Source organism: Ruegeria sp. BF10 (assembly GCF_056538725.1).
In genome coordinates, this window is record NZ_JBQFTR010000002.1 from 405483 (window position 1) to 417793 (window position 12311).

Consider the following 12311-nt stretch of genomic DNA (forward strand, 5'->3'; position numbering starts at 1 on the left):
TGGGCTTTTGCTTGCAAATAGTACCAAGAGTGCGATCCATATTGGCAGATTCTGCCAAGGTTGAGGTTGAAATGGACGATAAAGACAGACAGATCATTCGGGCGCTGCAAAAGGACGGGCGCATGACGAACCAGGATCTTGCCGACGAGGTGAACCTGTCTCCGTCGCCGTGTCTGCGCCGGGTCAAGAACCTCGAAGCGCGCGGGGTCATAAAGGGTTACAGCGCAGATGTGGACGCTGCGGCATACGGCATAGGCATTACCGTTTTTGTGCGGATCCGGTTGGAGCGGCACAATGAAACGGACGTTCAGAATTTCGAAAAACGCGTTCGGATGATCGACGAAGTTCTTGAATGCCACGTGCTGACCGGGGCGATGGACTACCAGTTGCGGGTGCTGGTATCGGATCTCGAGTCATATGAGGAGTTCATTCGAAACAGAATTCACCCGATCGGTGGGATTGCATCGATCGACACAAGCTTTGTTTATGGAACGGTAAAGAAGACCGCAGTTTTTCCGCCCTGATGGAACGCGCCCGGCCAATCTGCGAACTCAGGTTGAGGTGCATGTTCAACGGGCGCTGGGATCAGGGTTCACAGATCGTTTTTCGACCTGTGAACACGCTGACCTGCCGAGTTCAATAGGCACCAAGCCTAGTAGGCGACCATCGTCAACAGCTCGTATTCCGCAACCATTTCATCATCCTGCTGGGTCAGGGTGACATGCCAGCGGACTTCGCCGTATTCTTCGTTCCGCTTGGTCTTGGCCTTGACCGTCAACCGCACCTTGATGGTGTCACCCGCCTCGACAGGCTTCATGAATCGCAACCCGTCAAGACCCGTGTTTGCCAGAACCGGGCCTTCGTTGGGTTCAACAAACAATCCGGCTGCAAATGACAAAAGCAGGTACCCATGGGCCACACGGCCCGGGAAGAACGGGTTCCGTTCCGCCGCTGCCTGATCCATATGCGCGTAGAACGTATCGCCGGTGAAATTGGCAAAGTGTTCGATGTCTTCCATCGTGATTGTACGGGGCGCCGTGTGGATGGTCTCGCCAATCGCCAGGTCGTGGAACCGACGCGTGAACGGATGGGCCGGCCCTTCGACCTCGGTCGCGCCGGGAACCCATGTGTTCCCGATTGCGGTCAGCAGATCAGGCGACCCCTGAATGGCTGTTCTCTGCATGTAATGCTTGACGCCACGCACGCCGCCCATCTCTTCGCCGCCACCAGCGCGTCCCGGTCCGCCGTGAACCATATGCGGCAGCGGAGAGCCGTGGCCGGTGGATTCCTTCATCGAGTCGCGATTGTTGAAGTACAGGCGCCCATGATACGCTCCTGCCCCCAGGGCAACGTGCCGTGCCACATCGGCGTCACGGGTTATGACCGATGCCACCAGCGACCCCTGTCCGCGATTTGCCAGTTCGATCGCATGGTCGAGATCGCGATAGCCCATCACCGTGCTGACAGGGCCAAAAGCCTCGGTGTCGTGGACACGCCGGGCCGCATCCGGATTGGCACAATGGTACAACATCGGCGGCAGGAACGCGCCTTTCTCGGCATCCGCCCCATTAACCACAAAATCGTCAGGGTTGCCGAAAACGCGTTCAGCTTCCTGCCCGATGATTGCCGCCTTTTCCAGAACATCGCGTTTCTGACCGTTCGAAACCAGCGCGCCCATGCGTGTGGTTTCCAGCCGTGGGTCACCGATGACCGTTTTGGCCAGCCTCGCGGACAGGGCTTCGATCACCGCCTGCACCAGAGGCTCTGGGGCCATGATCCGGCGGATTGCGGTACATTTCTGCCCAGCTTTCGTGGTCATCTCGCGCTGGACTTCCTTGACGAAAAGGTCGAATTCCGGCGTTCCGGGCTCGGCATCAGGGCCCAGTATCGAGCAGTTCAGACTGTCCTGCTCGGCCACGAAACGAACTGAATTCTCCAGGATCACCGGGTTGGAACGCAGTTTTGACGCCGTGTCAGCAGATCCGGTGAAACTGACCACGTCCTGCATGGTCAGACGGTCCAGCATATCACCCAGACCACCCGAAACCAGCTGCAACGCGCCCGCAGGCAAAATGCCGGAGTCAAGCATCAGCCGGACGCATAGTTCGGTGACGTAGCACGAGTTCGTTGCCGGCTTTACGATGGCCGGAACGCCCGCCAGAAGGGTTGGAGCCAGCTTTTCCAGCATCCCCCAGACAGGAAAGTTGAACGCATTGATGTGAACCGCCACACCGTGCAACGGGGTGCAGATGTGCTGCCCCAGGAAGGTGCCGTTGCGGGACAGCTGCTCGACCTCACCGTCCAGGTAGACATGTCCGTCCGGCATCTCGCGCCGACCCTTCGAAGCGAAGACGAACATCGTGCCGATGCCGCCGTCAATGTCGATCAAGTGGTCGGACTGGGTGGCACCCGTGCTGAAAGACAGGTCATACATTGCCTGTTTGTGCTGACCCAAATGAATGGACAACGCCTTGAGCATCTTGGCCCGCTCATGAAACGTCATCTTCCGCAGCGCCGGCCCACCGACATTGCGCGCATAGTCCAACATCCCCTGCACATCCAACGCGCTATTGCCGGCCGAGGCGATTACCTCGCCGGTGACCGCGCTTGCAATATTGCGGGCACCCGCACCGGGCGAAACCCATTCACCGGCCGCGAAGCTGGAAATCTGTTGGATTGTCATGAGCGTCTCCTCATCTGTTGTGTGATCTTCGCGCAGCCGTATGCCCGTCTCACGAAACCATAATATAAACCGTACGGTCGGTCAATAAATTGGCGAATTGGCAACCCGAACCGTACATCTCAGACTTGCGCTGGCAGTCGCGCGAAACCCCGAAACCGAATGCGTCCGCCCCGTTCAGCACCGTCGGTGATGCGATAGGTCGGGAATCGCGCCAGAAACCGTCCGACGGCCACGCGACCCTCCATACGCGCCAGCGTCAGGCCAACGCAGGTGTGGGGGCCTCCGGCAAACGCATGATGCTTGTTGGGACGTCGATCCAATACAACCTCATCAGGTTGTTCAAACTGCCGCAGATCGCGATTCGCCGCGCCGATGCACAGGTGAACGTCTGTACCTGCCGGAATGGTCTGACCATGGAACTTCACATCTTCGGTGGTCAGACGATTGCCAAACTGATTTGGGCTTTCCAGCCGCAGAAACTCGTCCACTGCCGTGTTGATCAGATCCGGATTGGCCAGCAGTTCGGCCCGTTTGTCGCGGTGCCGTTCCAACAGTTCCAACGCGTTGCCGATCAGGTTGGTGGTGGTCTCGTGCCCCGCATTCAGGATGAAGATGCAGTTCTGGTACAGCTCGACCTCGGTCAGGCCACCATCGGTGTCATCCTGCATCAACCGCGTCAAGACATCCGTCGCAGGATCTCCGGGGTTGGCCCGGCGATCTTCGATGACATGCCGAAGATAGTCCTTGAAATCAGAAACCGAACGTTTGCCCCACTCTTCCTGCTCGGGCGTCAACTGAGGCTCCAATGCGCCCAGTATGGCCAGAGACCAATCCCGCAAAGGCCCGCGCTCTGATCGGGGAATGCCAAGCAGGTTGCCGATGATCTCGATCGGGATGGCCCCGGCGAAATCCTCGATCAACTCTACCGAGCCCTTGGCCTGCATCTCGTCCAGCAGCCCATCGACAAGTTGAATCAGGCCCGGTTCCATCTGCGCCAGCGCCCGTGGGTTCATCGCGCCAACCATGACCTTGCGGACGCGGGTATGCAGGGGCGGATCGTTGAACACAAGGCTGGTGGTATGGTGTTCGTAAAGCGGGCTGTCGATACCGAATTTGGGGCCGAAAACCGCCTTTTTGTCCGATATGAAACGCTCCGTATCCCGGTACACCAGGTCCAGGTCGTCGTACCGCGACAGGATCACCGACCCGTCGGGCTGCCAGCAGACGGGCGTGTCTTCGCGCAACACGGCGTAGGTTGGATAGGGATCCGCATGAAACCCGTCCGGAAGCGCAGTCAGAGAGAACATCAGTGACCCATCGCTCCCATTTGTTCGGGAAGGACCAGAACCAGCCACGGCACCAGAACGATCAAGGCCAGACGGAAGATGTCTGCCACCCAGAACGGTGTGACTCCTTTGAAGATTGTTCCGGTCGATACGTCCCCGACCACGCCTTTCAGAATGAACACGTTCAGACCCACGGGCGGCGTGATCAAACTGATCTCGGTCACGACGACGACGACGATGCCGAACCAGATCGGATCATATCCCAATGAGGTGACCAACGGGAAAAAGATCGGCACCGTCAGCAACAGCATCGACAGCGATTCAAAGACGCATCCCAGAATGATGTAGATCCCGAGGATCATCAGGATCACGACGAAGGGTTCCACCTCATATGCGGTGACCAGGGCGATCAGCGCTTCGGGCAGACCAGCCAGGTTGATGAAATTCGAGAAGATCTGCGCCCCGATCAGAACCGAGAACAGCGCCGCCGCGGTGAAACTGGTTTCCTTCAGCACTTCAAAGGTCGAACCAAGGGTCAGCCCACCGCGCGACAGAGCAATCAGGAATGCGCCCATGGCACCCATACCGGCAGCCTCGGTCGGGCTGAAGGTCAGGTTCAGTGGATAGAAATCGAACACTCCGTACAAACCGCCGATCACCAGGAAGAACAACAGCAATACGGCCCAGACCGAGCGCAGGGCCGACAGGCGTTCGCCCCAGCCGTGGCGTTCACCAGCGGGGCCGGATTCTGGCCTGCGCCAAACAGTCCAGCGCACGGCGAACAGATAGAAGAGGATACCAAGTACACCGGGGATGATGCCAGCAACGAAAAGTTTGCCGATCGATGTTTCGGTCAGCAGGCCGTAGATCACCAAAATGACCGACGGTGGGATCAGGATACCCAGCGTGCCGCCGGCGGCAATCGACGCTGTTGACAGCTCATCCGCGTACCCATAGCGGCGCATTTCCGGCATCGCGACTTTGGACATGGTCGCAGCCGTTGCCAGCGAGGAACCGCAAATGGCCGAAAAGCCGCCGCACGCGGCGACCGTCGCCATGGCGATACCGCCTCGGAAGTGGCCCAAAAAGGCGTTTGAAACCGCGTATAATTCGCGCGCGAGCCCGCCCTTGTTCACGAACAGGCCCATGAGGATGAACAGTGGCACGACCGAAAGGCCGTAGTCCTGTGCCGTGTCCGTAATCTGGCGCCCCACCATTGACATGGCGGCCTTCAGTCCGCGCTCGGACAGGATGCTGCCACCGCGCTCATATGCGAACCCAAGCGTCCCCACGAGGCCCATCGCAAACACGATGGGCAAGCGTACCAACACAAGAACCAGGACAAGGGCGAAACCGATCAGTGCGGCAGTCATCAGGCGTGCTCCGACAAGGTTTGGGGGGCAAAAATGTACAAAAGACCGGTGATGAACATCGCAACGGCCGTGATCGCAGTGAAGGCGGCGATGAACCAACCCACATAGAAGACAGGGATCGACAGGTATTCGGTGACGTCGCCGTAATCCCGTGCACGTTCAGCCAGAACCCAGACGCGCTGAATCGGCCAGATCAGCATGATGCCGGACACCAGATAGACAATCGCATCGCGCGCCCTGCTCAGCCGCAGGCGGGAAAAAATTCCATCGGTCAGGTCAACCGCGATTTGCCCCTTCCCTGCCGAGATCATCGGCAGGACCGAGAACACAAGGATCGCCATCAGAATCCGCGTCAGTTCGGTTGCCGCCTCGATCGGAGCATTGAAGACTGAGCGCAGGATGACGTCAAAAAAGGTCATCACCATCAGGATGAACAGCGCCACACAGGCCAGCACCGTCGGAATGATACTGACGCGACGCGCGAAGGTCACGATAGATTGCATGATTGGCCCCCAACGGGTGTAGATGGCTGGCGGTTCAACCCCGCCAGCCGGGCTGCGTTACTGAGCAGCCATTTCGTTTACGATCATGTCATAAGCGGCCTGCGCATCGACACCGGTGCCATTGACCTCTTCGATGACCTTGGTGCGCACATCGGCAGCGATCGCATTGAACTTTTCCAGATCTTCAGCAGAGGCTGCATTGATCGCGTTGCCTTCGGTCTGTTCGGTCGCCTCACGGCCGATCGCGTCGATCTCATCCCAGATTTTACCGATTTCGCGGCTCAGCGGTTCACCGAACACCTTTTCTTCCAAAGCGGCCTGCACATCGGCGGGAAGATCCGCAAACGTGTCTTCGTTCATGATGAACGCAAATGATCCGCGATACAGGCCACCCGGAACTTCATACACGTTTTGCGCAACTTCGGTCAGCTTGAAACCCTTGCGGGATTCAAACGGCATGACGACACCATCAGCAGCTTTCGACGCGAGTGTCTCGTATACTTTCGGCGCAGGCACCTGGATTCCAGTTGCGCCCAGCGCCGTGCCTACATCTCCGCCGACACCACCCGGGATACGGACTTTGAGGCCCGACACCTCGTCAAGCTTGGTCACGGGGCTGCTGGAGTGAAGCTGCGCCGGGCCATGGGTGTGCAGGGCGATCACCTTCACACCGCGATGTTCGTCCGCCGCCTTGAGATACTTGTCGTATGTACGCCAATACGCGACCGAGGCCGCTTCGGCCGAGCCCTCATATCCAGGCAGCTCGATCATCTTGGTGGTGACGAAACGACCGGGCTGGTATCCATGAAAGATGATCGACGCATCGGCTGCGCCATCCATGATCAGGTCCATCTGCGCCGGCGGCGGGGCAATTCCCAGCTTCAGTTCAGCAGTGACTTTGCCGTCGGTGGCCTCTTCGACCATTTCCACGAATTTCGGCCACATCTTCGCGTTGATGCCGTGGGTCGGCGGTGCCCAGCTGGAAATCGTCAGCGTATAATCCGCCGCCAGCGCCACTGTGCCCGAAACGGCCAGCGCGGCCGAGGCCAAAAGAGTGCTCAACTTGGTGAACTTCATGGTTTTGTCTCCTCCCTGTGAAACATGACTCGAGAATGCGTTAATGGTCACTTTTGTAACCATCAACATGTTAATAGTTTTCGGATCGGTCCGCGACACGCCACGAACCGGGGCTTTCTTTCGCTACGGTTAGCATATTTGCGGCGCACCGGCTGACGCCGATTTCGTTGCAATAGTTCATCGGACCTCCTCTCCAGCGGGGAAAGCCGTATCCATGGATTTGAACCATATCGACGGCTTCTGCGTTTTCCGCGATCCCTTCTTCAATGATCAAAGCGCCCTCGTTGGCCAGAACCGCCAGCAGTCTTGAAGAGATATCCTCGTCCGAAAAAGCCCGCCGGGTGATGCCCTGCTGGTCAGAATAGGCTTCGATCAATGCCTCAACTTCGGAATCCCGAACCGGGGCGCGACTGCCTTCTTCGTAGCGATACCACCCTTTGCCGGTACGCTGGCCGAAACGCTCCATCTCACACAGCTGGTCTGCGATGGTGACATAGCGTTCGTTCGGGTCGCGGTTTGCTGCATTGCGTTTGCGGTTCGCCCAGGCAATTTGAAGACCGGTCAGGTCCTGAAGCTCATAAGGCCCCATGGGCATCCCGAACGCCCGCATTGCATGGTCCACTTGATAGGGAAGCGCCCCATCTGCCAGCAGATAATCGGCCGCGCGCCGATAGGCTGCCAACATGCGGTTGCCAATGAACCCATCGCAGATACCCGACAGCACCGAAACCTTGCGAAGCTTTTTGCCAAGCGCGAAGCCGGTTGCGACAACCTCGGGAGACGTTTGCGGAGTACGCACGACCTCGAGCAGCTTCATGACATGTGCCGGACTAAAGAAATGCAACCCGATGCATCGGGCCTGATTGCCGATGCCCGCGAAAATCTCGCGCGGATCCAGATAGGACGTATTGGTGGCCAAAATCGCGTCGCTGTTCATATGCCTGGCCAGCTCGTCAAAGACCTGCTGCTTGACGGACAGGTCTTCAAAAACAGCCTCGATCGCCAGTTCAGCATCCGCAGCGTCAGCATAGCTGTTCACCGCACGAAACGCGGCAAGGCGATCCCGAAGCTGCGCCTCGGACATCTTGCCCCTGGTGACTGCGCCTTGCAGCAGACCCTCGACCCGATTGTGTGCTGCGGCCGCGGCGTCCGCGTCACGCTCGATCAACGTCACGGACAGCCCGCCGTTCAGGGCCGCAGTTGCGATCCCCGCCCCCATCAATCCCCCTCCGACAACGGCGATCCGTGTTATGTCTCGGGCGGCCACGTCTTTGATCAACGAAGGTTTGGACACGGTACGTTCAGCAAAAAACGCGTAACGCAAAGCGCGGCTTTCCGGGCTCTGGCGCAACTCCAGATGGCGCGCGCGCTCTTTCGGTTGTGCGGTGGCAAATGGCTCAACCGACCAACCAAGCGCCGTCAGGTTTTCCAGCGGCGATTTCTGCCCCCTGGCGCGTTTCTTCAAAGCCTGGCGGCTCGCCTCCAACAGATCCGGCGCAAATTCCGCCACAGCACGCTGGCTGACAGGTATTGGGCGTTCGGGCAGATCCGTTACCAAGTCCAGAACAGCAGCCTTGGGGTCTTCGGCGACAAGGTCGACACCGCCAAGCTCGGCCAGTGTCTCTGCCCTGAGAATTTTGCCCGAACAGGCCATGTCAATTGCAGCCTGCATCCCGACCAGACGCGGCAATCGTTGAGTGCCCCCTGCCCCGGGGATCAAGCCAACATTGACTTCCGGCAGGCCAAAACCCGTTCCCGGCGCTGCGATCCGCCACGCACAGGCCATGGCGATCTCGAACCCGCCACCCAGCACGTTGCCATGCATGCAGGCTATGAACGGAACCTCGCTGTCTTCGATTTTCTGAACCACGTCAGGCAAATGTGGCTCGACCGGCGGTGCATCGAATTCGGACATGTCGCCGCCCGCAACAAAGGTCTTTCCAGCACAACACAGCACCGCCACGCGCGCGCCCTTGACCGCATCAACCGCGTCAGACAGCCCTTGCCGAACACCTGTCGACGTCGCGTTTACCGGCGGGTTGTCAATTGTGACCCACGCCACGTCGCCTTTAAATTCAACGCTCACCAGCGACGACTGCGACATTTGCAATCCCTTTGATCGGTTCAGATTCGGTTCGGGTTTATATATTGACCAACCGTTCGGTTAATGCAATGATTAAGTTGAAACGAGACCAGATGAGACAGTCATGAGCGATACGATTCTTGTACAAGACAACGGGAACTGGGTCGAAATCACCCTGAACCGCCCGGACAAGCTGAACTCGTTCAACGAAGAAATGCACCTGGCGCTACAGAATGCGCTGAAAGCCGCGCGCGACGACGGGGCTCGCGCGATATTGCTGACCGGTGCCGGGCGTGGCTTTTGTGCCGGTCAGGACCTCGGTGATCGCGACCCGTCGAAGATGGATGGCCCACCGGATTTAAGCAAGACGGTACGCACGTTCTATGCCCCTCTTGTCCGTTTGATCCGGTCGATGAATATCCCGGTGATCTGCGCCGTGAACGGAGTAGCCGCCGGGGCAGGTGCAAATCTGGCGCTGGCCTGTGATATGGTTCTGGCCGCGGAACGTGCGAAATTCATTCAGAGCTTTTCCAAGGTGGGCCTGATTCCCGACACGGGCGGCAGCTGGCACTTGCCGCGCCTGTTGGGCGAGGCGCGCGCCAAGGGGCTGGCCCTGACAGCCCAACCCCTTCCGGCCAAACAAGCCGAAGATTGGGGGCTGATCTGGAAGGCCGTGGCCGACGATCAATTGATGACCGAAGCGCGCGCTCTTGCCGCGCAATTGGCAAACGGCCCCACCCTCGGGCTCGGGCTGACCAAACAGTGCATTCAAACTGCTGCCACCACGTCCCTCTCGGATCAGCTCGAGATCGAAGCGGACGCAATGAAGACCTGCGGGGAAAGCGCGGATTACGCCGAAGGCGTATCCAGTTTTCTTGAAAAGCGGGCACCGAATTTCCAGGGACGCTGATGATGACACCCAAGGAACGTGCCACGAGATCCGCTGAAGCGATGTGGGCGAATGACCAAGCCAGCAAATGGTTCGGGATGGATCTGGTCGACGTCGACGAAGGCCGTGCAGTCCTGACCCTGACAGTCGGGGACCATCACTGCAACGGGCACGGCATTTGCCACGGGGGCGTCACTCATGCCCTGGCCGACAGCGCCTTTGCCTTCGCCTGCAACAGTCGCAACGTGTCAACCGTCGGCCAGCATACGATGATGAGCTATCTCGCGCCCGGAAAAAAGGGGGACCTTCTGACCGCAACCGCGACAGAGGTTGCGGTCACCGGCCGCAGTGGCATCTATGACGTCCGCGTCACCAATCAAGACAACACCCTGATCGCCGAGTTTCGCGGAATGTCCCGCGCGGTCGGCGGGCAGAATTTTCAGGAATAGCTTCGCGACTGGAGGAGTGACGCGATGGAAGACCTTTCCCCAAACAAAGCGGATCTGGACCCGATCGAGATCGCCTCGATCGACGAAATCCGTGCGACGCAGCTTGAACGCCTCAAATGGTCCGTTCGCCACGCCTATGAGAACGTTCCGATGTACAAGCAACGGTTTGACGAATCCGGTGTGCATCCTGACGATCTTCAGCAGCTCTCGGATCTGGCGAAGTTTCCGTTCACGTGCAAAAATGATCTGCGTGACAACTATCCGTTCGGCCTGTTCGCCGTTCCCCGCAGCCAGATCATTCGTCTGCACGCCTCGTCCGGTACGACGGGCAAGCCGACGGTGGTGGGCTATACGAAAAACGACATCGACAATTGGGCGGATCTGGGCGCAAGGTCCCTGCGCGCATCGGGGTTGCGCAAGGGAGACATGGTGCACAATGCCTATGGTTACGGGTTGTTCACCGGCGGTCTTGGCGCACATTACGGGATCGAGCGGCTTGGCGCGACCGTCGTCCCAATGTCCGGCGGGCAGACCGAAAAGCAAGTCAACCTGATCAACGACTTCCGGCCCGACGGGATCATGGTGACGCCGTCCTATATGCTCAATATCCTTGAACAGTTCCACAAGGCCGGGCTCGACCCGCGTGAAAGCTCGCTGAAGGTTGGCGTGTTCGGCGCTGAGCCCTGGACTGACGCCATGCGCGCCGAAGTCGAAGAAGCGTTTGATATGCACGCGGTCGACATCTACGGCCTGTCCGAAATCATGGGGCCCGGGGTGGCCAATGAATGCGTTGAAACAAAGGACGGCCCGGTGATCTGGGAAGATCACTTCCTGCCTGAAATCATTGATCCCGCAACCGGAGAGGTCCTGCCCGATGGCGAAACCGGCGAGTTGGTGTTCACGACCCTGACCAAGGAAGGGTTGCCGATGATCCGCTATCGCACCCGCGACCTGACCTGCCTGCTGCCGGGGACTGCACGGTCCATGCGCCGGATGGCCAAGATCACCGGTCGCAGCGACGACATGATGATCCTGCGCGGCGTCAACGTCTTTCCCAGCCAGATCGAAGAACAGGTCATGGCGACGGGGGGCCTTGCCCCTTATTATCAGATCGAGCTGTACAAATCCGGCCGCATGGACGCCATGCGGGTTTTTGTTGAATCGTCCCCGGATTCCACCGACGAACTGTCCAAGACAGCCGCGGCACGGATGCTGACCAAGCGGATCAAGGACGTCGTTGGCGTCTCAACGGAAATTGTTGTAGGTGACCCCGGCGACGTCGAACGCTCTCAGGGCAAGGCGAAGCGCGTCGTCGACAATCGCGATAAGGAATAAACCGTGGCCCGTACAATCGCCAAAGATCACGACCAGAAGCGGAAGCAGATCCTGAAGACGGCAGCCAAAGTGTTCGCCGACCAAGGGTTCGATCGCGCCTCGATGACCCTGTTGGCAAAAGAGTGCGGGATTTCCAAGGCAAACATCTACCACTATTACGACAGCAAGGATGCCATCTTGTATGACATCCTTGAAACCTACCTGCGCGAGCTGCGCGACCGTATCTGCAATGTGGATCTGAACGGTCTCACGTCTGAACAGAAGCTGCGGAAAGCGGTACGCGAAATCCTGTTTGCCTACCAAGGCGCAGATGACGAACACCGGGTGCAGATCAGCGGCATGAGCGCATTGACCGAGGAACAGCAGAGACTTCTGCGCGGGTATCAGCTGGAATTGGTGAATTTTGTGCGCGACATCCTGAAAGAGCTGGCCCCGACAGCCTTCAACGATGACAAGGACAAGCTGCGCGGCGCCACGATGTCAGTTTTTGGGATGCTGAACTGGTATTACATGTGGAACAGCGGAGCAGGGCCCAGGGCCCGCGAAGACTATGCTGATCTGGTCAGCACTCTGACCGTCCATGGTATCCACAAGCTCTAGCTGAGGCCTTTCGGGCAAAACCGTTCGAAATCC

General features: G+C 58.7%; 11 protein-coding genes. 5 read left to right on the forward strand and 6 right to left on the reverse strand.

The window, feature by feature from the left end; genetic code table 11:
- The first annotated feature begins 71 nt into the window (after positions 1 to 71).
- Positions 72 to 524, forward strand: coding sequence for an Lrp/AsnC family transcriptional regulator (locus ACR0DJ_RS11650; RefSeq protein ID WP_480685040.1), 453 nt, complete (start codon positions 72 to 74; stop codon positions 522 to 524).
- A gap of 128 nt (positions 525 to 652) precedes the next feature.
- On the opposite strand, the gene paaZ is transcribed toward ACR0DJ_RS11650, so the two are convergent.
- From paaZ to ACR0DJ_RS11680, 6 genes are all read right to left on the reverse strand, one after another.
- Positions 653 to 2683 (reverse strand): phenylacetic acid degradation bifunctional protein PaaZ, encoded by a 2031-nt coding sequence (gene paaZ, locus ACR0DJ_RS11655; RefSeq protein ID WP_480685041.1) that lies wholly within the window; start codon positions 2681 to 2683, stop codon positions 653 to 655.
- 119 nt (positions 2684 to 2802) lie between these two features.
- Complete coding sequence (locus tag ACR0DJ_RS11660) at positions 2803 to 3990, reverse strand: cytochrome P450 (RefSeq protein WP_480685042.1); 1188 nt, start codon at positions 3988 to 3990, stop codon at positions 2803 to 2805.
- Positions 3990 to 5342, reverse strand: a complete 1353-nt coding sequence (locus ACR0DJ_RS11665; protein WP_425079215.1) for a TRAP transporter large permease — start codon at positions 5340 to 5342, stop codon at positions 3990 to 3992. Before ACR0DJ_RS11665 ends, ACR0DJ_RS11660 begins: the two co-directional genes overlap by 1 nt.
- Positions 5342 to 5845 (reverse strand): TRAP transporter small permease, encoded by a 504-nt coding sequence (locus ACR0DJ_RS11670; RefSeq protein ID WP_170345182.1) that lies wholly within the window; start codon positions 5843 to 5845, stop codon positions 5342 to 5344. The genes ACR0DJ_RS11665 and ACR0DJ_RS11670 overlap by 1 nt, the downstream gene beginning before the upstream one ends.
- A gap of 57 nt (positions 5846 to 5902) precedes the next feature.
- Positions 5903 to 6922: a TRAP transporter substrate-binding protein gene (locus ACR0DJ_RS11675; protein WP_480685044.1), complete on the reverse strand. Its 1020-nt coding sequence runs from the start codon at positions 6920 to 6922 to the stop codon at positions 5903 to 5905.
- A gap of 70 nt (positions 6923 to 6992) precedes the next feature.
- Positions 6993 to 9008 (reverse strand): FAD-dependent oxidoreductase, encoded by a 2016-nt coding sequence (locus ACR0DJ_RS11680; protein WP_480686262.1) that lies wholly within the window; start codon positions 9006 to 9008, stop codon positions 6993 to 6995.
- Positions 9009 to 9129: 121 nt separating this feature from the next.
- Here ACR0DJ_RS11680 and paaG point away from each other — a divergent pair, with 121 nt between their 5' ends.
- From paaG to ACR0DJ_RS11700, 4 genes are read left to right on the forward strand one after another with little or no spacing between them, the layout of a single operon-like run.
- Positions 9130 to 9915: a 2-(1,2-epoxy-1,2-dihydrophenyl)acetyl-CoA isomerase PaaG gene (paaG, locus tag ACR0DJ_RS11685; RefSeq protein WP_480685046.1), complete on the forward strand. Its 786-nt coding sequence runs from the start codon at positions 9130 to 9132 to the stop codon at positions 9913 to 9915.
- A 2-nt stretch (positions 9916 to 9917) separates the two neighbouring features.
- Positions 9918 to 10343 carry a hydroxyphenylacetyl-CoA thioesterase PaaI gene (paaI, locus tag ACR0DJ_RS11690; RefSeq protein ID WP_480685237.1) on the forward strand — a complete coding sequence of 142 codons (426 nt, stop codon included), beginning with the start codon at positions 9918 to 9920 and terminating at the stop codon, positions 10341 to 10343.
- A gap of 24 nt (positions 10344 to 10367) precedes the next feature.
- Positions 10368 to 11678 carry a phenylacetate--CoA ligase PaaK gene (paaK, locus tag ACR0DJ_RS11695; protein WP_480685048.1) on the forward strand — a complete coding sequence of 437 codons (1311 nt, stop codon included), beginning with the start codon at positions 10368 to 10370 and terminating at the stop codon, positions 11676 to 11678.
- Between the two features lie 3 nt (positions 11679 to 11681).
- On the forward strand, positions 11682 to 12278 hold the full coding sequence (locus ACR0DJ_RS11700; protein ID WP_480685049.1) for a TetR/AcrR family transcriptional regulator: 597 nt from the start codon (positions 11682 to 11684) through the stop codon (positions 12276 to 12278).
- Positions 12279 to 12311 lie beyond the last annotated feature (33 nt).

Excerpts from the sequence above, each read along its gene's own strand:
- ACR0DJ_RS11650 (WP_480685040.1), top strand. The coding sequence starts at position 72 with ATGGACGATAAAGACAGACAGATCATTCGGGCGCTGCAAAAGGACGGG.
- paaZ (WP_480685041.1), bottom strand. The coding sequence starts at position 2,683 with ATGACAATCCAACAGATTTCCAGCTTCGCGGCCGGTGAATGGGTTTCG.
- ACR0DJ_RS11660 (WP_480685042.1), bottom strand. The coding sequence starts at position 3,990 with ATGTTCTCTCTGACTGCGCTTCCGGACGGGTTTCATGCGGATCCCTAT.
- ACR0DJ_RS11665 (WP_425079215.1), bottom strand. The coding sequence starts at position 5,342 with ATGACTGCCGCACTGATCGGTTTCGCCCTTGTCCTGGTTCTTGTGTTG.
- ACR0DJ_RS11670 (WP_170345182.1), bottom strand. The coding sequence starts at position 5,845 with ATGCAATCTATCGTGACCTTCGCGCGTCGCGTCAGTATCATTCCGACG.
- ACR0DJ_RS11675 (WP_480685044.1), bottom strand. The coding sequence starts at position 6,922 with ATGAAGTTCACCAAGTTGAGCACTCTTTTGGCCTCGGCCGCGCTGGCC.
- paaG (WP_480685046.1), top strand. The coding sequence starts at position 9,130 with ATGAGCGATACGATTCTTGTACAAGACAACGGGAACTGGGTCGAAATC.
- paaI (WP_480685237.1), top strand. The coding sequence starts at position 9,918 with ATGACACCCAAGGAACGTGCCACGAGATCCGCTGAAGCGATGTGGGCG.
- paaK (WP_480685048.1), top strand. The coding sequence starts at position 10,368 with ATGGAAGACCTTTCCCCAAACAAAGCGGATCTGGACCCGATCGAGATC.